Annotated in this window: 21 protein-coding genes; 10 read left to right on the forward strand and 11 right to left on the reverse strand. The window is 60.8% G+C overall.

What is annotated here, in order from left to right; all coding sequences use genetic code 11:
* Nucleotides 1-143 precede the first annotated feature (143 nt).
* Both nudC and hemE read left to right on the forward strand, forming a co-directional pair.
* Nucleotides 144-923 (forward strand): NAD(+) diphosphatase, encoded by a 780-nt coding sequence (gene nudC, locus GWQ29_RS20380; RefSeq protein ID WP_265452475.1) that lies wholly within the window; start codon nt 144-146, stop codon nt 921-923.
* A 163-nt stretch (nt 924-1,086) separates the two neighbouring features.
* Nucleotides 1,087-2,154 carry a uroporphyrinogen decarboxylase gene (hemE, locus tag GWQ29_RS20385; RefSeq protein ID WP_275920201.1) on the forward strand — a complete coding sequence of 356 codons (1,068 nt, stop codon included), beginning with the start codon at nt 1,087-1,089 and terminating at the stop codon, nt 2,152-2,154.
* Nucleotides 2,155-2,242: 88 nt separating this feature from the next.
* Here hemE and ppa read toward each other — a convergent pair whose 3' ends face one another.
* Entirely contained in the window at nt 2,243-2,773 is a 531-nt protein-coding gene (ppa, locus tag GWQ29_RS20390; protein ID WP_005313216.1) for an inorganic diphosphatase, read from the reverse strand.
* A 234-nt stretch (nt 2,774-3,007) separates the two neighbouring features.
* Between ppa and mpl the strand changes: the two genes are divergently transcribed.
* Together mpl and GWQ29_RS20400 are read left to right on the forward strand one after the other, a co-directional pair.
* Entirely contained in the window at nt 3,008-4,378 is a 1,371-nt protein-coding gene (gene mpl / locus GWQ29_RS20395) for a UDP-N-acetylmuramate:L-alanyl-gamma-D-glutamyl-meso-diaminopimelate ligase (RefSeq protein WP_265431270.1), read from the forward strand.
* 58 nt (nt 4,379-4,436) lie between these two features.
* Entirely contained in the window at nt 4,437-5,048 is a 612-nt protein-coding gene (locus GWQ29_RS20400; RefSeq protein WP_275920202.1) for a flavin prenyltransferase UbiX, read from the forward strand.
* A gap of 82 nt (nt 5,049-5,130) precedes the next feature.
* Here GWQ29_RS20400 and GWQ29_RS20405 read toward each other — a convergent pair whose 3' ends face one another.
* Nucleotides 5,131-5,745: a TetR/AcrR family transcriptional regulator gene (locus GWQ29_RS20405; protein WP_011898368.1), complete on the reverse strand. Its 615-nt coding sequence runs from the start codon at nt 5,743-5,745 to the stop codon at nt 5,131-5,133.
* Between the two features lie 200 nt (nt 5,746-5,945).
* On the opposite strand from GWQ29_RS20405, the gene hpt reads away from it, so the two are divergent.
* The 3 genes from hpt to GWQ29_RS20420 all read left to right on the forward strand — a co-directional run bounded on the left by hpt (nt 5,946) and on the right by GWQ29_RS20420 (nt 8,275).
* Entirely contained in the window at nt 5,946-6,476 is a 531-nt protein-coding gene (gene hpt / locus GWQ29_RS20410; RefSeq protein WP_005313207.1) for a hypoxanthine phosphoribosyltransferase, read from the forward strand.
* Nucleotides 6,477-6,587: 111 nt separating this feature from the next.
* Nucleotides 6,588-7,505, forward strand: coding sequence for an ABC transporter ATP-binding protein (locus GWQ29_RS20415; protein ID WP_005313204.1), 918 nt, complete (start codon nt 6,588-6,590; stop codon nt 7,503-7,505).
* On the forward strand, nt 7,502-8,275 hold the full coding sequence (locus GWQ29_RS20420; RefSeq protein WP_005313201.1) for an ABC transporter permease: 774 nt from the start codon (nt 7,502-7,504) through the stop codon (nt 8,273-8,275). Before GWQ29_RS20415 ends, GWQ29_RS20420 begins: the two co-directional genes overlap by 4 nt.
* Before the next feature lie 50 nt (nt 8,276-8,325).
* On the opposite strand, the gene GWQ29_RS20425 is transcribed toward GWQ29_RS20420, so the two are convergent.
* The 9 genes from GWQ29_RS20425 to thpR all read right to left on the reverse strand — a co-directional run bounded on the left by GWQ29_RS20425 (nt 8,326) and on the right by thpR (nt 15,512).
* On the reverse strand, nt 8,326-8,679 hold the full coding sequence (locus GWQ29_RS20425; protein ID WP_275920203.1) for a putative quinol monooxygenase: 354 nt from the start codon (nt 8,677-8,679) through the stop codon (nt 8,326-8,328).
* Nucleotides 8,680-8,702: 23 nt separating this feature from the next.
* Nucleotides 8,703-9,557: a pantoate--beta-alanine ligase gene (gene panC, locus GWQ29_RS20430; protein ID WP_059168926.1), complete on the reverse strand. Its 855-nt coding sequence runs from the start codon at nt 9,555-9,557 to the stop codon at nt 8,703-8,705.
* 127 nt (nt 9,558-9,684) lie between these two features.
* Nucleotides 9,685-10,479, reverse strand: coding sequence for a 3-methyl-2-oxobutanoate hydroxymethyltransferase (panB, locus tag GWQ29_RS20435; RefSeq protein ID WP_087756443.1), 795 nt, complete (start codon nt 10,477-10,479; stop codon nt 9,685-9,687).
* Nucleotides 10,480-10,494: 15 nt separating this feature from the next.
* Nucleotides 10,495-10,992, reverse strand: coding sequence for a 2-amino-4-hydroxy-6-hydroxymethyldihydropteridine diphosphokinase (folK, locus tag GWQ29_RS20440; RefSeq protein ID WP_111588076.1), 498 nt, complete (start codon nt 10,990-10,992; stop codon nt 10,495-10,497).
* Nucleotides 10,993-11,003: 11 nt separating this feature from the next.
* Entirely contained in the window at nt 11,004-12,479 is a 1,476-nt protein-coding gene (gene pcnB, locus GWQ29_RS20445; RefSeq protein WP_275920204.1) for a polynucleotide adenylyltransferase PcnB, read from the reverse strand.
* Between the two features lie 121 nt (nt 12,480-12,600).
* Nucleotides 12,601-13,512, reverse strand: coding sequence for a tRNA glutamyl-Q(34) synthetase GluQRS (gene gluQRS, locus GWQ29_RS20450; RefSeq protein ID WP_169046742.1), 912 nt, complete (start codon nt 13,510-13,512; stop codon nt 12,601-12,603).
* Nucleotides 13,513-13,625: 113 nt separating this feature from the next.
* Complete coding sequence (gene dksA, locus GWQ29_RS20455; RefSeq protein ID WP_005313182.1) at nt 13,626-14,075, reverse strand: RNA polymerase-binding protein DksA; 450 nt, start codon at nt 14,073-14,075, stop codon at nt 13,626-13,628.
* A 119-nt stretch (nt 14,076-14,194) separates the two neighbouring features.
* On the reverse strand, nt 14,195-14,938 hold the full coding sequence (gene sfsA, locus GWQ29_RS20460) for a DNA/RNA nuclease SfsA (protein ID WP_275920205.1): 744 nt from the start codon (nt 14,936-14,938) through the stop codon (nt 14,195-14,197).
* Between the two features lie 46 nt (nt 14,939-14,984).
* On the reverse strand, nt 14,985-15,512 hold the full coding sequence (gene thpR, locus GWQ29_RS20465; protein WP_275920206.1) for an RNA 2',3'-cyclic phosphodiesterase: 528 nt from the start codon (nt 15,510-15,512) through the stop codon (nt 14,985-14,987).
* Nucleotides 15,513-15,667: 155 nt separating this feature from the next.
* Here thpR and hrpB point away from each other — a divergent pair, with 155 nt between their 5' ends.
* The 3 genes from hrpB (at nt 15,668) to GWQ29_RS20480 (ending at nt 21,046) form a co-directional block, all read left to right on the forward strand.
* Entirely contained in the window at nt 15,668-18,133 is a 2,466-nt protein-coding gene (hrpB, locus tag GWQ29_RS20470) for an ATP-dependent helicase HrpB (RefSeq protein WP_275920207.1), read from the forward strand.
* A gap of 153 nt (nt 18,134-18,286) precedes the next feature.
* Nucleotides 18,287-20,602 carry a penicillin-binding protein 1B gene (gene mrcB, locus GWQ29_RS20475; RefSeq protein WP_275920208.1) on the forward strand — a complete coding sequence of 772 codons (2,316 nt, stop codon included), beginning with the start codon at nt 18,287-18,289 and terminating at the stop codon, nt 20,600-20,602.
* A 45-nt stretch (nt 20,603-20,647) separates the two neighbouring features.
* The gene (locus GWQ29_RS20480) at nt 20,648-21,046 is read left to right on the forward strand and encodes a VOC family protein (protein ID WP_275920209.1); all 399 of its coding nucleotides are present in this window, start codon (nt 20,648-20,650) and stop codon (nt 21,044-21,046) included.
* Nucleotides 21,047-21,062 lie beyond the last annotated feature (16 nt).

Consider the following 21,062-nt stretch of genomic DNA (forward strand, 5'->3'; position numbering starts at 1 on the left):
TTGGCCGTGGAGTGGGGCGGATCCGCCATCTTGGGGTCGCCAAGGTGCCTGCCCGGCCGTAATATGGTCGCCACTTGTCCGTGCCTTGCACACTGTTTTCGACAAGGGATTTCAACCTGATTTTCAACGAGAGTCTGCATCTGATGCCATTAACCGAACAGGCCCGCTGGTTCGTGCTGGGGGGCGATCACCTCGTCCTGCTGGATGAACAGGGCCATATTCCGCAAGGCCCCCGAGCCTGTTTGCCTGCCCATTTTCACCCGGCGTCATTCGAGCGTTTCGATGAGTGGGATGGCCTGCCCTGCTATTTGCTGGACCTGGGGGCAGATGCCGATGCCAGCCATTTCACCCCGTTGCGCCAGCTGATGGTGGCGGGGGATGAAGAGGGATTTCGTCTCGCGGGCCGCGCCTGGCAGCTGGCTACCTTTCGGCGCAGCCACCGCTTCTGCGGCGAGTGCGGTGCCGCCATGACCCCCAAGGCGGGTGAGTGGGCCCAGGTGTGCCAGCTTGGCCACACCGTCTATCCGCGCATCTCCCCCTGCATTATCGTGGCGGTGCGCAAGGGGCCCGCCATCTTGCTGGCGGCCCATCGCCGTCACTATCAGGTGGAGGACCCCATGTATACGGTGCTGGCAGGCTTCGTGGAAGCGGGGGAGAACCTGGAGCAGTGCGTGGCGCGGGAGGTGTTCGAGGAGAGCGGCATCCGGGTGCGCAACGTGCGCTATGTGGCCAGTCAGCCCTGGCCCTTCCCCCACAGCCTGATGATGGGGTTTACCGCCGACTACGAGAGCGGCGAGATCCGGGTACAGGACGATGAACTGGTGGCAGCTGATTTCTTCACCGCCGACCGGCTGCCACGGTTGCCGCCCCATGGCACCATAGCGCGGCGTTTGATTGAGCAGAGCCTGGCCGAAGAGGGTTGAGGTCGGTCTGACCTTGTCATCAGGGTAAAAACGGGGCGCTTGTTTGCGCCCCTTCACATCTTTGCGCTTGCAGCGGCCCGGCCGCATCTTTGGGCCGTCCCCCGCCGCGTACAAAGTGGTATCATATCCGCCATTTTATGCATGACATGACTCAGGAACTGGGATGAAAGAGCTGAAGAACGATCGATACCTGCGTGCCCTGCTGCGCCAGGACGTGGACATGACACCAGTATGGATGATGCGCCAGGCTGGCCGTTATCTGCCGGAATACAAGGCGACCCGCGCCGTCGCGGGGGACTTCATGTCCCTGTGCCGCAACGCCGAGCTGGCTTGTGAAGTCACCCTGCAGCCCCTGCGCCGCTATCCGCTCGATGCCGCCATCCTCTTCTCCGACATCCTGACCGTGCCCGACGCCATGGGGCTGGGTCTCTATTTCGAGCAGGGTGAAGGCCCGCGCTTCGAGCGACCCATCAAATCCATGGCCGATGTGCAGGCGCTGCCCATTCCGGATCCGGAAGACGAGCTCGGCTACGTGATGAATGCGGTGCGCACCATACGCCGCGAGCTCAAGGGCGAAGTGCCGCTCATCGGCTTCTCCGGTAGTCCCTGGACCCTGGCCACCTACATGGTGGAGGGGGGCAGCTCCAAGGCCTTCACCAAGATCAAGCAGATGATGTATGCCGAGTCGCAGACACTGCACCTGCTGCTGGACAAGCTGGCCGACAGCGTGATCGGGTATCTCAATGCCCAGATCAAGGCCGGTGCCCAGTCCGTCATGGTGTTCGACACCTGGGGCGGCGTGCTGACCCCGCGGGATTACCGCGACTTCTCCCTGCAATACATGCACAAGATCGTCGATGGTCTGATCCGCGAAAACGAAGGTCGCCGCGTACCGGTCACTCTGTTCACCAAAAACGGCGGCCAGTGGCTGGAGCAGATCGCTGCCACCGGTTGCGATGCCCTGGGGCTGGACTGGACCATAGACATAGCGGACGCCAAGCGCCGGGTCGGTGACAAGGTGGCGCTGCAGGGCAACATGGATCCTTCCATGCTCTATGCGGCACCTGCGCGTATTCGTGAAGAGGTAGCCACCATACTGGCGGGCTTTGGCAGCGGCAACGGCCACGTCTTCAACCTGGGGCACGGCATCCATCAGGATGTGGATCCGGAACACGCGGGCGTGTTCGTCAACGCGGTGCACGAGCTTTCTGCTCAATACCACGGCCGTTGAGGCGGGCAAAAGCCCTAAAAAATTAAGGCGCCAATGGCGCCTTAATTTTGGGTATTGGCCCACAGTGGCCCTTTAACGAGAGAGACGCTTACTTGGCTGCGTAACGCTCGGCAGAGGTAACGATCTCGGCTTCGGCAGCGGCCTTGTCGCCCCAACCTTCAACCTTGACCCACTTGCCTGCTTCCAGCTCTTTGTAACGCTCGAAGAAGTGCTGGATCTGGGCTTTCAGCAGCTCGGGCAGATCGTTCACATCCTTGATGTGGTCGTACTGCTTGGTCAGCTTGGAGTGCGGAACGGCCACGATCTTGGCATCTTCGCCAGATTCGTCGGTCATCTTCAGCACGCCAACCGGGCGGCAACGAATGACGGAGCCAGCCAGCAGCGGGTAAGGAGTCGGCACCAGCACGTCGACCGGATCCCCATCCAGAGACAGGGTGGCGTTCACGTAACCGTAGTTGCACGGGTAGAACATAGGGGTAGACATGAAGCGATCAACAAAGATGGCACCGCTGTCCTTGTCGACTTCGTATTTGATCGGATCGGCATTCTGCGGGATTTCGATGATGACATAGATGTCGTCGGGCAGGCTCTTGCCAGCCGGTACCAGGTTCAGGCTCATGACGTTTCCTTCAGTGTTGGAGTCAAGTTTGCAGGCCGATATTATAGCGATGTCGCGTCAAATGACCATATTTCGAGGGCACTGTGACAGAGTTGGCTGATGTCGCGTAGCCTGGGTGTGCCAAATTGCTGCCACCGTCTCCGGGGTTGGTTATTTCTCGTCGCGACCGCGGCTTGTGCCGCAACCTCAACAACCCCTAGAATGCGCACTCCCTTTACTGGAAAAGGCAGCGGTATGCATATTCACATTCTCGGGATCTGCGGCACCTTCATGGGTGGCCTGGCGGTGTTGGCAAAACAGCTTGGCTATCGGGTGACCGGCTCGGATGCCAACGTCTATCCCCCCATGAGTACCCAGCTCGAGCAACAGGGCATAGAGTTGACCGAGGGTTATGATCCCTCCCAGCTCGATCCGGCACCGGATCTGGTGGTGATCGGCAACGCCATGAGCCGTGGCAATCCCTGTGTGGAGTATGTGCTGGATCGCAATCTGCCCTATATCTCCGGTCCCCAGTGGCTGCTGGAGCATGTGCTGCAGGATCGCTGGGTGCTGGCCGTGGCGGGCACCCATGGCAAGACCACCACCGCCAGCATGCTGGCCTGGGTGCTGGAGTACGCCAAGCTGGAGCCGGGTTTCCTTATCGGTGGCGTGCCGGGCAACTTCCCGGTATCAGCCCGCCTGGGCTCTGCGCCCTTCTTCGTCATCGAAGCGGACGAGTATGACTGCGCCTTCTTCGACAAGCGCTCCAAGTTTGTTCACTACCATCCGCGTACTCTGGTGATGAACAACCTGGAGTTCGATCACGCTGACATCTTCCCGGATCTCGCTGCCATCCAGCGCCAGTTCCACCACCTGATGCGCACGGTGCCGAGCAATGGCCGGGTGCTGTTCCCTCAGGCCGATGACAACCTCACTGCGGTGCGCAAGATGGGCTGCTGGAGCGAAATCGAGCTGGTGGGTCAGGACGACGCCAAGTGGAAGGCGGTCAAGCTGACCGACGACGGCTCCGCCTTCGAGGTGTGGCTGGATGGGAGCAAGCAGGGCGAGGTGCACTGGGAGTGTATCGGCGAGCACAACGTCAACAACGGTCTGATGGCCATCGCCGCTGCCCGTCACGCCGGTGTCATGGTGGAGCACGGCATAGCCGCCCTCTGCCAGTTCAAATCCCCCAAGCGGCGGATGGAGCTCAAGGGCGAGGTGGCGGGCATCAGTGTCTATGACGATTTTGCCCACCACCCCACCGCCATAGAGACCACCCTCGGCGGTCTGCGCGCCAAGGTGGGCAAGGCCCGTATCCTGGCGGTGCTGGAGCCACGCTCCAACACCATGAAGCTGGGAGTCCACAAGGAGGAGCTGGCAGCCTGTTTCGACGGTGCCGACGAGGTGTTCTTCTTCCAGCCACCCAACATAGGTTGGGATCTCGGGGAGGTGACCGCTCACATGAGCCGTCCGGCCAAGGTGTTCAACGAGCTGGAGACCCTGATCAACCGCCTGGTGGCCGAGTGCCGCGACGGCGATCATATTCTGATCATGAGCAACGGTGGTTTCGGCGGCATTCATGACAAGCTGATCGCCCGTCTCAAGGATTACCACGGCGAACTATGATGTCGTTGCTGATCCCTTGCGGTTGTTTGTTCCCATGCCAGAAGAGCCAAGGACCATCATGCTGAAACAAGTTACCCTGGCGCTGACCGGCGCCTCCGGAGCTCCTTATGCCCTGCGCCTGCTCCAGTGTCTGGTGCAGGCGGACTATCGGGTTTATCTGCTGGCCTCATCGGCGGCCAGAGTCGTGCTCAAGACAGAGCTGCAGCAGGATTGGCCCGGCTCGCCGAAAGAGCTCTCTGCCTATCTCTGCCGCCAATATGGCGCCAAAGAGGGTCAGATAGTGGCCTGCGGCAAGGAGGAGTGGTTCTCGCCGGTGGCCTCGGGGTCGGCGGCCCCGAAACAGATGGTGGTCTGTCCCTGTTCCATGGGGACAGTGTCGGCCATTGCCAACGGCGCCTCCGACAACCTGCTGGAGCGGGCGGCGGATGTGGTGATCAAGGAGCGCGGCCAGCTGATCCTGGTGCCCCGCGAGAGCCCCTTCTCCGCCATCCATCTGGAGAACATGCTCAAACTGGCGCGGCTCGGGGTGACCATAATGCCGGCCGCACCCGGTTTTTATCATGAGCCCAAAAGCATCGAGGATCTGGTGGACTTCATGGTGGCGCGGATCCTGGATCACCTCGGGATCGAGCATGGCCTGACAGAGCGTTGGGGTTACGCCAAATCTTGAGGCGAGATGTGAACAAATAGCAGACAAACAAAAGCGGCGCCGACCTGAACAGTCCGGCGCCGCTTTTTATTCACGAGGCGGGTTATGCAGCCTGGATTGGGGCCGTCACGTACTTGAACAGAAAATCGGTCACATCTTCCCGTGAGGGGCGTTGTGGCTGATTGATCATCTGCATCATGACGTAACCAAAGCCGGTCAGGGAGCGAGCCAGGTCCTGGGCGGACAGCACACTCTGGATCTCACCGGCATCCATGGCTTGTTGCAAGTGGGGCGCTATGCGTTCCAGCGCCTTGTCCAGCAACTTGGCGTAACGGGGCCAGACCTCTTCCCGCACCGATGAGCTCCACTCCAGCCAGATACTGGCGTGGTCGGGCTGATCGTAAGCGGCGTCAACAAACAGCTTCACATGACGGTGAATGCTCTCTTTGACCGGGCCCTGGCCGGTATAGGCCTGTTCCAGCATCTGGTGAACGAAACGTTCGATCTCGGCCAACACCTCATCCACCAGCTCTTCGCGGGTGTTGAAATAGTTGAACACGGTAGCTACCGAGACTTTGGCCTGTTCTGCAATTTCGGCGTGACCCGCACGGCCAATGCCGCGACGGGAAAACACTTCGATGGCACATTCCATCAATTGATTGCGCCGAGCTTCCGGAGAAAGCCGGGTTCGACGTCTAATTTCTGCGCGTGGTTCCATAGTTTTTTCATCTAATAGTTATTGATTATGGTGTTTATAGTATTGTCACCGATAATGCCCGAGGGCCTGCTAACTCTATCAATTAAAATAAGCCGATAAAAGCATCACGTATGCCTGACGCCTTTCGGCTTGGATGGTAGAATCCTCGGTTTTGACGTTAATGAACGGCCAAATCCCCTTTGGCCATGAGGGAGTAAGTGATGAAACACACTGTCGAGGTGATGATCTCCGAGGCCGATGTTGCCGCCCGGATCGCCAAATTGGGTGAAGAGATCACCGCCCGTTATCAGGGTTCTGACGAAGTGGTCATGATTGGCCTGCTGCGTGGTTCCTGCGTCTTCCTGGCCGACTTGTGCCGCCAGACCCCGCTGCCCATTACCCTGGATTTTATGACTGCCTCCAGCTACGGCTCCGGCATGCGCAGCACCCGTGACGTTCGTATCCTGAAAGACCTGGATGATGACATCAAGGGCAAGGATGTGGTGATCGTCGAGGACATCATCGACACCGGTTACACCCTCAACAAGGTGCGTGAAATCCTGTCACTGCGCGAGCCGAAATCCCTGGCCATTTGCACCCTGCTGGACAAACCGTCCCGCCGCGAGGTGCAGGTGCCGGTGGACTGGATCGGTTTCTCCATTCCGGACGAATTCGTGGTGGGTTGTGGTATTGACTACGCCCAGAAGTACCGCAATCTGCCGTTTATCGGCAAAGTAGTTCCGCAAGAGTAAGCAAGGTCCAGGAAGATCACGGGCGAGGTGGTCTAGCGCCATCTTCTGTCTGCAGGCGGCCTTGGCCGCCTTTTCTGTATCGAGATGGGATCCGCCATCACAGAGGTTGCAATGAACGCATTGGAAATCAGCGGCCTGAAAAAGACCTATCAGGGGGGCGTCGAAGCCCTTAAAGGCATAGATCTCACCGTCAAGCAGGGGGATTTCTTCGCCCTGCTCGGCCCGAACGGCGCGGGCAAGTCCACCACCATAGGTGTCATCAGTTCACTGGTGAACAAGAGCGCCGGCAAGGTGAAGGTGTTTGGCTACGACATCGACAGCGATCTCGAACAGGCCAAGGCCCAGCTCGGCCTGGTACCGCAGGAGTTCAACTTCAGCCAGTTCGAGAAGGTGAGTCAGATAGTCACCCATCAGGCCGGTTTCTACGGCGTGCCCAGGGCGGAAGCCAAGATCCGCGCCGAGAAGTACCTGCGCCAGCTCGATCTGTGGGACAAACGCGACATGCCGGCCCGCACCCTCTCCGGCGGCATGAAGCGCCGGCTGATGATAGCCCGCGCCCTGATGCATGAGCCCAGACTGCTGATCCTGGATGAACCGACCGCCGGGGTGGATATCGAGATCCGCCGCTCCATGTGGACCTTCCTCAAAGAGCTCAACGAACAGGGCGTAACCATCATTCTCACCACCCACTATCTGGAAGAGGCCGAGATGCTGTGCCGCAACATCGGCATCATCGACAAGGGTCGGCTGATCGAGAACACCAGCATGAAAAACCTACTGGGCAAGCTGGGCCGCGAGACCTTCATGCTGGATCTGGCGCCGGGATCCGCCGTGCCAAACGTGCCCGAGTTCAACGGCCGCATGCAGGATGAACGCACCCTGGAAGTGGATCTGGAAAAGAGCCAGTCCCTCAACAGCCTGTTCGAGCAGTTGTCTAGCCAGCAAGTGCAGGTGCTGAGTATGCGCAACAAGGCCAACCGACTGGAAGAGTTGTTCGTCAACCTGGTCGAGGAGGGGAGAAAAGCATGAATTTGACCACCTACTACATCGCCTTCAAGAGCATTCTGGCCAAGGAGATAAGCCGCTTCACCCGGATCTGGATCCAGACTCTGGTGCCGCCCGCCATCACAATGAGCCTTTACTTTGTCATCTTCGGCAACCTCATCGGCTCGCGCATCGGTGACATGGGGGGCTTCAGTTACATGGAGTTCATCGTGCCCGGTCTCATCATGATGTCGGTGATCACCAACTCTTACTCCAACGTCGCCTCCTCCTTCTTCAGCGCCAAGTTCCAGCGCAACGTGGAAGAGTTGCTGGTAGCCCCTGTGCCCAACTACATCATCATCGCCGGTTACGTGGGTGGTGGCGTGGCGCGGGGTATCTGTGTCGGTCTCATCGTCACTCTGGTGTCGCTGTTCTTCGTGCCGTTGCAGATCCATCACCTGTTCAGCGTCTGCTTCACCGTGCTGCTCACCTCGATCCTGTTTTCCCTGGGCGGCCTCATCAATGCGATATTTGCCAAGACTTTTGACGACATCAGCATCATCCCCACTTTCGTGCTGACGCCGCTTACCTATCTGGGCGGGGTGTTTTACTCCATCAGCCTGCTGCCGCCCTTCTGGCAGGGGGTCTCCCAGGTGAACCCTATCATCTACATGGTGAACGCCTTCCGTTACGGCTTCCTCGGTATCTCCGATGTGCCGCTCGGCACCGCCTACCTCATCATCATTGGCTTCATAGTCGCGCTCTACGGGTTGGCCTGGTGGCTTATTTCCCGGGGGACCGGATTGCGGCACTGAGTTGCAACCATGAAAAAGGCGCCTGTTGGCGCCTTTTTACTGCATGAGGGTTAGCCCCGGAGGAGGGGAGCGTCATATTGCGCCGGTTCGTCGCTGTAGACGCAGACGTTCCACTTGGCAGCCAGGCCATCCTCGGCCAGGCAGTAACGCTCGAAGAAGGATTTGATCTCGGCGCGCTGGCAGTGGGCCTCGAAGCTGGCCATGTCACGCCAGATCTCATTGAAGACGATGGGGAAGCTCTCCCCTTCGGCAAAGGGGCTGGGGATATGGCGGGTGACAATGTACTGCTGGCAGCCATCTTCCCGCAGCGTGTTTGGCTCGAGTGTCTGCAACACCTGAAACAAGGCCTGCTCCTGGCCGGGCTTGGGCAGGAACTGGGCGATGCAATAAACCTTCTTGGACATGTAGTTCTCCTGATCGGGGTTGCTCAGACGCTGAGCGTCACCACTCGGTTGTCGATGAGACGGGCCTTGCCCAGGTAAGCCGCCATCAGGATCACCAGATGCCGGCTCTTGTCGGTGGCCGACTCCAGGGTAGTGGCATCGACGATGTCGATGGCGTCGGTGCGAAAACCTGCGTTGTCGAGACGCTGGCTGGCCTGGGCCACCAAGGAGGGCAGGTGGTGATCGCCTCCTTCAATCTGCTCGGCAATCCAGTTCATGGTACGCGCCAGCTCGGGTGCCAGCGCACGCTCGGCCGTCGTCAGATAGCCGTTGCGTGACGAGAGCGCCAGACCGTCTTCGGCCCGCACCGTGGGCACGCCGACGATCTCGATGGGCATGGCCATGTCGGCCACCATCTTGCGAATGAGCGCCAGCTGCTGGTAATCCTTCTGGCCGAAACAGGCGACATCCGGTTGTACCAGGTTGAACAGCTTGGTCACTACGGTACTGACGCCACGAAAATGGCCCGGGCGCAGCGCCCCTTCCAGCAAGCCGGAGAGACCCGGCACTTCGACGAAGGTCTGGCTGGCCAGTCCCTGCGGATACATGATCTCCGGCGTCGGGGTGAACACCAGGTCGACGCCGGCAGCTTCCAGCGCAGCGCAATCCTGCTCCAGGGTGCGCGGATAGTTGGCGAGATCTTCGGCTTTGTCGAACTGCATCGGGTTGACGAAGATGCTGACCACCACCTTCTCGGCGTGGCTGTGCGCCTGCTCAACCAGGGTGAGATGGCCCTGATGCAGATTGCCCATGGTGGGCACGAATGCGATGGAACGCCCTTCACGGCGCCAAAGGCTAATCTGTTCACGTAAAACGAGAGGATTGTTAACGACCAACATCAGCAGTGCACCTTCGGATTAATCAAAGAGATATGGGTTAATAAATCAAAGGGATACGGATTAAATCAGCCTGCCATGAATGGCGAAACGGGGGCTTTCGCCCCCGTTGCCGTCCATGAGGCCTGGATCAGTTGAAGCTGTGCTCCGGACCGGGGAAGGTACCCTCGCTCACCTGTTGCACATAGAGCCGGATGGCGGCATGCATGTCACCGGTTTCGGCCAGGAAGTTCTTGGTGAACTTGGGCACATAACCGGAGGTGATGCCGAAGGCATCGTGCATCACCAGGATCTGGCCGTCGGTGGCCGGGCCTGCACCAATGCCGATCACCGGGATCCGCAGTGCCTTGGTGATGCGCTCGGCCAGGGCGACCGGCACGCACTCGAGCACCAGCAGCTGGATGCCGGCTTCTTGCAGGCAGAGCGCCTGACGGTAGATCTCCTGGGCCTGATACTCGTCACGCCCCTGCACCTTGAAGCCGCCAAACACATGGACGGACTGGGGTGTGAGACCGAGGTGACCACAGACAGGCACGCCGTTGCGGGTCAGGTGGCGAATGCTGTCACACAGCCAGTCGCCCCCTTCCATCTTCACCATGCGGGCACCGGCCGCCATCAGGCGAGCGGCTGTCTGGTAGGTCTGCTCCGGGGTGGCATAGCTCATGAACGGCATGTCTGCGATGATCAGTGCATTGCTGGCACCACGAGTGACACAACGGGTGTGATAGACCATTTCATCCACGCTGACGGCCAGGGTATCCTGACCCCCTTGCAGCACCATGCCCAAGGAATCGCCGATGAGCAGCACGTGGGCGCCCTCATCGTCGAACAGCTTGGCGAAGCTGGCATCATAGGCGGTGATGGCGGTGATTTTTTGGCCGTCCTGCTTCATCTTCAGCAGGCTGGCTGTGGTGATCTTGCTCATAACGTTTCAGGGCTCCTAAACGTCTGCACCGGGGGCAATGATGGCAAGATCATTGGTCGGGCAGCGGGCAACCAGTTCCGCGAGCGGGGTGCCGCACGGCAGCACCAGAGCGGGCGCAATCTCGGCCAGGGGCAGCAGCACGAACTCCCGCTCCTTCATGCCGTAATGGGGAACGACGAGGCGCTCGTGCCCTATGATCTGATCGCCATAGAGCAGCAGATCCAGATCCAGGGTTCTCGGGCCCCAACGCTCATCCTTGCGCACACGTCCCTGTTCCAGCTCGATTTTTTGCAATTGATCCAGCAAGGCCAAAGGGCCTAGCCGGGTCGTCAGCCGCACTACGGCATTGACGTAGTCCGGCTGATCCGCAGGGCCCATGGGGCGGCTGCTGTAAAATGAGGAAGCCTGTTGCAACTCGGACTCCGGCAGCGCCGCCAGTGCGGCGACGGCGCGGCGAGCCTGACCGAGTGGGTCAGCCAGATTGGAGCCGATGGCAACGAAGACTTCGGTCATGACGCTGGTGGTCACTGCGCCGCTTTCGGTTTGCGACGGCGCGGGCGACGACGGCTGCGACTGTTGCTATCACGTTTCTCGCCGTCACCGCTGCGGGGTTCACCGGCTTGGGCATGCTCGCCGCTCGCAGGGCGGCGGGTTGCTTCCCGTTGCAGTTGCGGGCGTACGTCAGGGTTGGACTCCACATAACGTTCCCACCAGCTGGCGAGCTCGCCAAGGCCTCGCTCGACCCGGTTGCGCAGCAACAGGAAGTCGTAGGCGGCGCGGAATTTCGGGTGCTCCATGGCACGCTCGGGATGACGGCCCTGACGGCGGGTCAGGCGCTGCTGCAGTGCCCAGATGTCGCGGACATCCGTGGTGAAGCGGCGTGGTACTGCGATGATACGTACCTGATTGTCCAGCACCTCGTTGATCGCCAGCATGAAGGCGTCGTGCCAGGGCAGGCCGCTTTCGTTTTCCAGCACGCGGGCACGGGCTTCGACACAGCCCCATAGCAGGGTGGCGTAGAGGAAGGCGGGGGTGACCCGTTTGTCTTCCCGCACCCGGGTATCGGTATCGATCAGCGCCAGCTCGATGAACTGCTCGAACGGCGAGGTGCCGTGCGGGGTGAACAGGACGGCCACTTGCGGGAACAGCGGCTGGAACAGCCCGTATTCACGCATCAGCTTGTAGGTCGCCAGACCATCACCAGCCAGGAACAGCTTGAGCGTCTCCTCAAACAGACGGGCGGGCGGAATATCCTGCAGCAGCGGGGCCAGCTCCTTGATGGGGGCGGCGCTGCGCGGGCTGATGGTCATGTCCAGCTTGGCGGCAAAACGCATGGCGCGCAGCATCCGCACCGGATCCTCGCGATAGCGGGTCTCGGGGTCGCCGATCAGCTCCAGTTTGCGCTGGGCGAGATCCTCTATGCCACCTTCGAAATCGTGCAGGGTGAAATCCCGGGCACTGTAGTAGAGGGCATTGACGGTAAAGTCGCGGCGCTCGGCATCCTCTTCGATGGTGCCGTAGACGTTGTCGCGCAGCAGCATACCTTCATCAGACTGGGCCGATACATGCTTGCTGGTATTGACCTGATGGTGGTGACCCCGGAAGGTGGCCACTTCGATCACGTCACGACCAAAGACGATGTGGGCCAGGCGGAAGCGGCGGCCAATCAGGCGGCAGTTGCTGAACAGCGCCTTGATCTGCTCCGGCGTTGCGTTGGTGGCAATGTCGAAATCCTTTGGCGTTCTCCCGAGCAGAATGTCCCGGACACCTCCGCCGACCAGGTAGGCATCATAGCCACCCTTGTTCAGGCGATAGAGCACCTTGAGCGCATTCTCGCTGATCTCTTTGCGCGAGATAGGGTGCTGGTCACGGCTTAAAGTACGACGCTGCCCGGTTACGTGGGCTGGGATGGGAGACTCCACCGACTGCTCGCCGTCTTCCTTGCCGAGCACCTTGCGGCAAAAGTTTGCGATCTGGGAAAAAATGGTACACCTCTTCATGACTTCTAAATTGACGGGAGGCCAAAAAATAGCGGCCTATCATAGCTCAGGCCTGACCAAATGAAAAACGATGTGCTTCATTCAACAATTTCAGGCTTGGCTAAATAAAAATTTGTGCTGTCTATGTCAGAGAGCCCAGGCTGATCTTCTCTCTGGATGGGACTTGGTCGAGCCGCCAGTGGGCAATACCCCAGCTAATCATCTCGTCAATCCTGCTTGCCATCAGCTCGGGTGGCGGGCATTGGCCGAGAAACGTGAGTGCCTGCCACAGGGCTGGCCTGACCTCATCCAGCGCCAGTGCCGGAGCATGGTTCTGCTTCGACAGTTTGTGGCCATCCGCCAGCACCGCCAGCGGCAGGTGTACCCAGGCGGGCACGTTTGCCCCCAGGGTCTGGTAGAGGGCAATCTGGCGCACCGTGGGCTCCAGCAGATCGGCGCCGCGCACTATCTCAGTGATGCCGCAGTCCATGTCATCTACCACCACAGCCAGGTTATAGGCATAGAGGCCGTCCCGGCGGCGAATGATGAAGTCCTCATCGGCAAGACCGGCGGGCACAGAGACGTGTCCCTGCAGCGCATCGTCGAAATGGTAGACGGGATGGCGCTGGCGCAGCCGGGCGGCGCAACCTTCTGCCGCCAGCCCCAGTGCGCGGCAGTGACCGTTGTAAAAGCCGCCACCTGCCATGATCTCGCGCCGGGTACAGCGGCACCAGTAGAGATCCCCTGCCTGATAGAGCTGCGCTATGACGTCGTCATAGCGGCCGTGGCGCTGGCTCTGGTACATCACCTCCCCATCCCACTCAAGGCCATGGGCCTCCAGTGTCTGCAGGATAAGAGGGGCGGCACCGGCCATCTCCCGTGGCGGATCTATATCTTCGATCCGCACCAGCCAGCGTCCTTGTTGCGCCCTGGCCTGCAAGAAACTGCCGAGCGCCGCTATCAGGGAACCAAAGTGGAGCGGGCCTGACGGGGAGGGAGCAAAGCGGCCTATATAAGGGCGAGTCTGGGGAGACGGGACTGTATTCACGGACATGGCAATTCGGGCAAACGGTTCATTGAGGCTGCATTCTGGGACGCCCCAGCGAAAAGCTCAATAAAAAAGGGAGCCTGCAAGCTCCCTATTTTCAGTTATGCCAGTGGTCGGTATCAACCGGCCATCTGTTTTTCCTTGATTTCAGCGAGTGTCTTGCAGTCGACACAGAGGTCGGCTGTCGGACGGGCTTCCAGACGACGGATGCCGATCTCGATACCGCAGTGTTCGCAGTAACCGAAGTCATCGTCTTCGAGCAGCACCAAGGTCTTCTCAATCTTCTTGATCAGCTTGCGCTCACGGTCGCGGGTACGCAGTTCAAGAGCGAACTCTTCTTCCTGCGCGGCACGATCCACGGGATCCGGAAAGTTGGCTGCCTCATCCTTCATATGGTCAACGGTGCGGTCAACTTCCTGCATCAGTTGATTGCGCCAGGCTCCCAGGATCTTGCGAAAATGTGCCTTTTGTTGGTCATTCATGTACTCCTCACCCGGTTTTTCCTGGTAAGGCGCCACACCCGCAACGGCCAGGGGGCCCAGAGATTTCCTGTTTTCGCCTGTTGGCATGCCCTGTCTCCTAATTCAGCACGCTACCCGTGCCATCCATAAATTGAGGGCGACATCTATAGCAGAAGGGTAACGCGTAGGCAAACAAGCCGTACCAATTATGTTACCCACACCTACATTTATTCGCTGCCCTCGGGTAGCAGGTGACAAGATTCAAACGGGATAAAATCTTGGGCCACCATGCTCTGCACCCCAACATGGGGTCGATAGCATAAAATTTCAACCCCTGCCGTCATTGCTTGCTCAATAAGCAGACTATAGTGCGGATCTATGTGTGCTGCAGGGCGCATTCTCACGATTCCGGAGTGTAAAACCATAAATAACAGCACGGCTCTGTGACCTGCTGCCTTCATGACCATCAATTCACGCAAGTGCTTGGCACCGCGGACAGTGACCGCATCGGGAAAGTAGCCCATGCCGGGCTGCTCCCGCTCATCGAGCAGGGTTACCGACTTGACCTCTATGTAGCAATCCGGCTTGCCGTCATCTTCCAGCAGCAGGTCGATGCGACTGTTTTCTTCGCCATATTTCACCTCGGTGCGCAGCCTTGCATAACCGGTGAGCGGAGCCAGTGCCCCTTGTTCGATCAGCTCGCGGGCTATCTGGTTGGCGCGCGCCGTGTTGACGCAGATGAAGTGGCCCGCCGGGCTCTCGGCGATCTCCCAGCTATGGGGCAGCTTGCGCTTGGGATTGTCGGAGGTGGAGTACCAGATCCGGGTACCAAGGTCGGCGCAGCCGGTCATGGCGCCGGTATTGGCGCAGTGAATGGTGATCACCTCACCATTGTCGAGCTGCACATCGGTCAGGAAGCGCTTGTAGCGGGAGATGAGCTGCCCGGACTGCAGGGGGGGATCGAAGATCATGGTGCGGTTCTCTTTTTTATAGGCAGGAAGCGAGGGCGGGCGACTGTCACGACGCCATCTTCTCTCTGGCGCGCAGGGGCCAGCAGGCGAGCGGTTCATAGCGAACCCCGTCCGGCGCCGTGACCGACTGATAGAGGCAGAAGTGGTCTGCCTGCAACACAAAGTCAGGTGCTGGCAGATCTGCGGGGGCCTCGCCCGCCTTGCGTGACAGGGTGACGTGGGGGCGATAGCCCTGCTCGCCGTTGCCAAGCCCCAGCTTTTCACCGTGACGGCGCAGGGCCCTGGCCAGTACATTGAGCTCGTTGGGCCATGCTTTGGGGCCCACCCAGGCCGCCTTGGCGCGGCTGAACCAGCCGGTTTCATCGAGGGTGATGACAAGGGGTGGACAGTGCTGACGTTCAGCGGCGGCCATCAGGCGGGCAGTGGTGACCTGATCCGCTTCACCCAGAAAGGCCAGCGTCAGGTGGAGGTTGGCGGCGGGGACCGGCTGGCCCGGCCAGGGCAGTTGATCGCGCCAGGCGACGATATCGGCGGCCAGCGCCTCGGCGGGCAGGGCAAAGAAGAGTTTGGCCATTCGGGTGAGGGTGCCTCTTTGATGCGGACGGGTGGCCCATTCTATGGCAGCCGTCCGCTCTTGTCTCGCCGGCCGACATCCACTCACGGTGGCCGGGCAGGCTGTGGCAGAATAGGCGCCGTTTTACGGCTTGCAACAAGAAGGTGCTGATCCCTTTGTCTTCTCTCCCCATAGTGTCGGTGCTGCCCGCACTCTTTGCCGCCATCGACAACCACGCCAGCGTGATCCTGCAGGCGCCCCCCGGCGCGGGCAAATCGACCCTACTGCCTCTGGAGCTGGTGCGCCAGAACCGGTTGCCCGGTCGCATCATCATGCTGGAGCCCAGACGTCTGGCGGCGCGCAACATAGCGGGCTTTCTAGCGCGCCAGCTCGGGGAGAAGGTGGGCGAGCGCATTGGCCTGCGGGTACGCGGCGAGAGCCGCACCAGTTCAGCTACCCGGCTCGAGATCGTCACCGAGGGGGTGCTGACCCGGATGTTGCAGCAGGATCCCGAGCTCAGCGGCATTTCCCTGGTCATTTTCGATGAGTTCCACGAGCGCAGCCTGCATGCGGATACCGCGCTGGCGTTTGCCATCGAGAGCCAGCAGGGGCTGCGGGATGATCTCAAGCTGCTCATCATGTCCGCCACCCTGGATGGCATGGCGCTCGAGAGTCTGTTGCCCCATGCTCCCGTCATCCGCTCCGAAGGGCGCGGCTTTCCCATCGACTACCACTACCGTCCCGCCAACCGTCAGCAGTGGCTGGATCCTCAGGTGGGCGCAGTGGTGCTGGAAGCGCTGGCCAGCCATACCGGCAGTGCTCTGGTGTTCTTGCCAGGCCAGGGGGAGATAGAGCGGCTGGCGCAATGGCTGGAGGGGCGCTTGCCGGATGACGTGCGCCTGGCCCCCCTCTATGGCCGCCTCGACATGGCGGCCCAGCAGGCAGCCATCGAGCCGGCCCCTGCGGGTCAGCGTAAGCTGGTGCTCACCACCAATGTGGCTGAGACCTCCCTTACCATCGAAGGCATCAGTTTGGTCATCGACAGCGGATTGGAGCGGCGCGCCAGCTTTGATTTGAAAAGTGGCGTCACCCGGCTGGAGACCCGCCAGATCGCCAGGGCGTCGGCCACCCAGCGGGCGGGCCGTGCTGGCCGTCTCGGTCCCGGGGTCTGCTACCGACTCTGGAGCGGCGAGGTGCAGGAGCGGCTCGCCGAGCAGAGTCCGCCCGACATTCTGACCCAGGAGCTGACAGGTCTGCTGCTGGATGCCGCCCAGTGGGGGGCAAAAGTAGAGAGCCTGCCGCTGCTGGACATGCCTCCCGCCGCCGCCGTGGCCAGCGCCCAGCGGTTGCTGGTCAGCCTGGGCGCCATGACGCCGGAGGGTGAGCAACAACTTACCCCCGCCGGCCGCGCCATGGCGGCCTTCGGCACGCACCCTCGGTTGGCGCGCATGCTGCTGCGAGCCCGCGAGCTGGAAGCAGAGGGTCTGACAGGGATTGTCGCCGATGCGGCTTTCCTGGTAGCGCTGCTGGAAGAAGATCTGCGAGGATCGGAGCGCCTCTCCGTGCTGTTTCATCGCCGACAGGGCGCCCTGCGTCAGGGGGCGGCCCGCTGGTTCGAACGCCTCGGTGTCAGGTCCGACGCTTCTCAACGCCAATCCCGAGGGGAGTGGCTCGGGTTGCTCTGCGCCCTCGCCTGGCCGGATCGGATCGGCAAACTGCGTAGCGGCAGCCGCTATCAACTCAGTGGTGGGGTGAGCTGCGATCTGGTAGAAGGTCATCCATGCCAGGGACAAGGGGCCCTGATCGCCATCGAGATGGGGCAAAACGATCGTGGCAGTCGCATCTTCATCGCCGAGCCGGTGGAGCTGGACGAGCTGGCGCGCCAGCTGCCGGAGCTGGTAAGCGAGCGCCAGTGGTTCGACTGGGACGAGCGGGAGGAGCGGGTACGGGCCGAGCGCCAGCAGGTGATCGGCGAACTGGTGCTGAGCCAACGGCCGCTGACCGACCTGACCGATGAACAGAAGGGGCGCTGTTTGCTGCAGGGCATACGTCGCAAGGGGCTGCATGTGTTGCCCTGGGATGAGCAGAGTGAAGGGCTGCTGGCCCGATTGCGTTGCGCCCGCGACTGGCTGCCGGATGATGGCTGGCCTGCCATGGACGACGAAAGCCTGCTGGCGGGCCTCGAGGCGTGGTTGCTGCCTGTGGTGAGTGGCATGACCCGGCTGGAGCAGCTAAAAAGGCTCAATCTCTGCGACGTGCTGCGTCAATCCCTGTCCTGGCCGCTGCCCAAACGGCTGGATGAGGCGTTGCCGAGCCATTTCACGGCACCGACCGGCAGCCGGGTACGCATCCGTTATCAGCCGGGCCAGGCGCCTGTGATCCCGGTGCGTATTCAGGAGATGTTCGGGCAAGGCACAACCCCGTGCGTGGCCGATGGACGGGTGGCGCTGGTGGTGGAGTTGCTCTCCCCGGCCCAGCGGCCGCTGCAGATCACCGCCGATCTCGCCGCCTTCTGGGCGGGCTCCTACGCCTTGGTAAAAAAAGAGATGAAGGGGCGTTATCCTCGTCACTACTGGCCGGATAACCCGCTGGAAGCCATGCCAACCAGGGTCACCAAGAAGAAGATGGGATTGCAGGATTAACCTCTCCCATTAAGGTCAGAGCCATATCAGGGGCCTGACAACAGAGTAAAAACGAGTTCAGGGACGAAAGCCTTGGTTTTCGTCGGGTCGACGGCATGGGTCGATCGGTAATCATGCCCGCGATGGCGATATAACGAATAGCAAAGAGGATTCATGGCAACGCAACGACGCAAGCGCACACCCAAGAAGGTGGCGCCCAAACGCACCATCTGGCGCAAGCTGTTCTGGCTTGGCTTCAAGCTCTCCCTGGTGGTGGCGGCCTTCATGGTGGTATTTGGCATCTATCTCGATACCAAGGTGCGCGAGCGCTTTGACGGGGAGAAGTGGCAACTGCCGGTGATGGTTTACAGTCGTCCGCTGGAGCTCTATCCCAGCCAGCGCCTCTCCCAGGCTCAGATGCTGCGCGAGCTCAACATGCTGAGCTACAAGCAGGTGCGTCAGCCCCATACTCCGGGCGAGTACGCAGTGAGTGGCAATCGTATCGAGCTCATCCGCCGTCCATTCGCCTTCCATGACGGCGCCGACGGTGCCCGTGGCCTGCGCCTTACCTTCAGTGGCGCTCGCCTGGAAGGGATCCAGTCGCTGGAGAACCAGCGTCAACTCGGTTATGCCCAGATGGACCCGGTACTGCTCGACCGCCTCAATACCGAGGATCGGGAAGATCGTCTGCTGGTGCGCATCGCCGAGGTGCCGGACAGCCTGCTCATCACGCTGCTGACCACTGAGGATCGCGACTTTTACCAGCATGGCGGCGTCTCGCCGGTGGCCATCATGCGTGCCATGGTGGTCAACGTGCTGGCCGGTCGCACCGTGCAAGGGGGCAGTACCTTGACTCAGCAGCTGGCCAAGAACTTCTTCCTGACCCGCGAACGCAGCCTGTGGCGCAAACTGCAGGAAGCCTATATGGCGGTGCTGATTGACTACCGCTATAGCAAGGACGAGATCCTGGAGGCCTATCTCAACGAGGTCTATCTGGGGCAGAACTTCTCCCAGGGGGTGTATGGCTTCGGGCTCGCTTCCTACTTCTACTTCGGCATTCCGGTCAACGAGCTGGACATCGATCAGGTGGCCCTGCTGGTGGGGCTGGTGAAGGGACCCTCCTATTACGATCCCTGGCGCTTCCCGGAGCGGGCCAAAGCCCGTCGTGATCTGGTGCTCAAGCTGCTGATGGATCACGGCAGCCTGCAAGCGGCAGAGTACGAACTGGCCAGCAAGCAGCCCCTTGGCATCATTACCCGTGGCCAGATGAGCTATGGCCGAACCCCGGCCTTCATGGGCCTGCTCAAGCGCGAGATCCAGAGCCGTTTCGGGCCTGATCTGCTCAAGCAGTCCGGCCTCAAGATCTTCACCAGCCTGGATCCCATCGCCCAGCATGCCGCCGAGCAGGCGGTCGCATCGGGACTGGCACTCATCGAGAAGCAGCGTGGCAAGAAGAAGCTGGAGGCGGCCATGGTGGTCTCCGACTGGCACAAGGGTGAAGTGGTTGCACTGGTGGGGGGCCGGGATCCGCGCTACGCCGGTTTCAACCGGGCGCTGGATGCCCGCCGGCAGATTGGCTCTCTGGTCAAGCCTGCCGTCTATCTGACCGGCCTCTCCAACGGCCTGACGTTGGCGAGTCCGCTCAAGGACCAACCGATCCGCATCCGTGGCAAGGATGGCCAGCTCTGGACACCGCAGAACTATGATCGCAAGTTCCGCCAGAGCGTGCCCTTGATGGATGCGCTGGCCAGCTCCCTCAACGTGCCAACTGTCAACCTGGGTCTGCAAGTAGGGCTGGAGAAGGTGGTGGACACATTGCACAAGCTGGGGGTAGAGCAGGAGATCCAGCCCTATCCGTCGCTGGTGTTGGGTGCTGTGGCACTCTCACCCATGGAGGTGAACCAGATGTATCTGCCCATCGCCAACCAGGGGATGACCCAGCCCTTGTCGGCCATCCGCGCCGTGGTCAACAGCGATGGCAGTACTCTCTATCAACATGATCAGACCGCCAAGCGGGTCACGGACGAGCAGGCCAGCTGGCTCACCCTGTTTGCCATGACCAAGACGGTGAGCCAGGGCACGGCCCGCTCACTCAACGCCAAGTTCCCCGGTGCCACCATGGCGGGCAAGACAGGCACCACCAACGAGCTGCGTGACTCCTGGTTTGCAGGGCTGGACAACAACGAGCTGGTCAGTGTCTGGGTGGGGCGTGACGACAACACACCGGCGGGGCTGACAGGCTCCAACGGGGCCCTGCAACTGTTTAGCGGTTACATGGGCCAGCGTGGCGTCAACAGCCTTGCCATCAAGATGCCGCAAGGGGTGAGCTGGGCCAACTTCTCCCGCGCCAGCGGGGCCAGAGTGGCCAGTGATTGCCCGGGCAGCCTGCAGGTGCCTGCCAAGCTGGCCGGACTGGCCGAGCCCATGAGCTGCAGCAGCCCGTCGCCCCGCAGCGCACTGGATGACTGGTTCGGTGGTTTCTTCAACTGATAGATGAAACGGGCAGCGCAGGCTGCCCGTTTGACTGGAGTCCTCATGTCTTTGCCATTGTTTGACGCCATCCACCATGTGGCCATCATCGCCAGCGACTACGACCGCTCGCGTCACTTCTATCACCAGGTGTTGGGGCTGCCCATCATTGCTGAAACCCTGCGTGAGGCGCGCCAATCCTGGAAGCTGGACTTGGGGCTGCCCGATGGCAGTCAGCTGGAGCTGTTCAGCTTTCCGGCTCCCCCTGAGCGTCCCTCACGCCCGGAGGCCTGTGGCCTGCGCCATCTGGCGTTCAGGGTGAGCGACCTGGACAGGGTCGTGCGGCATTTGCAGCATCATCAGATAGAGGTGGAGCCGGTGCGGGTGGATGAATTGACCGGCAAACGCTTTACCTTTTTCTCCGATCCAGACGGTCTGCCGCTGGAGCTGTACGAGGTGAGCTAGCGTTTCTGTGATGCCG

The sequence above is a fragment of the Aeromonas sp. 2HA2 genome (assembly GCF_029237345.1).
GTDB classification, from domain to species: domain Bacteria; phylum Pseudomonadota; class Gammaproteobacteria; order Enterobacterales; family Aeromonadaceae; genus Aeromonas; species Aeromonas salmonicida.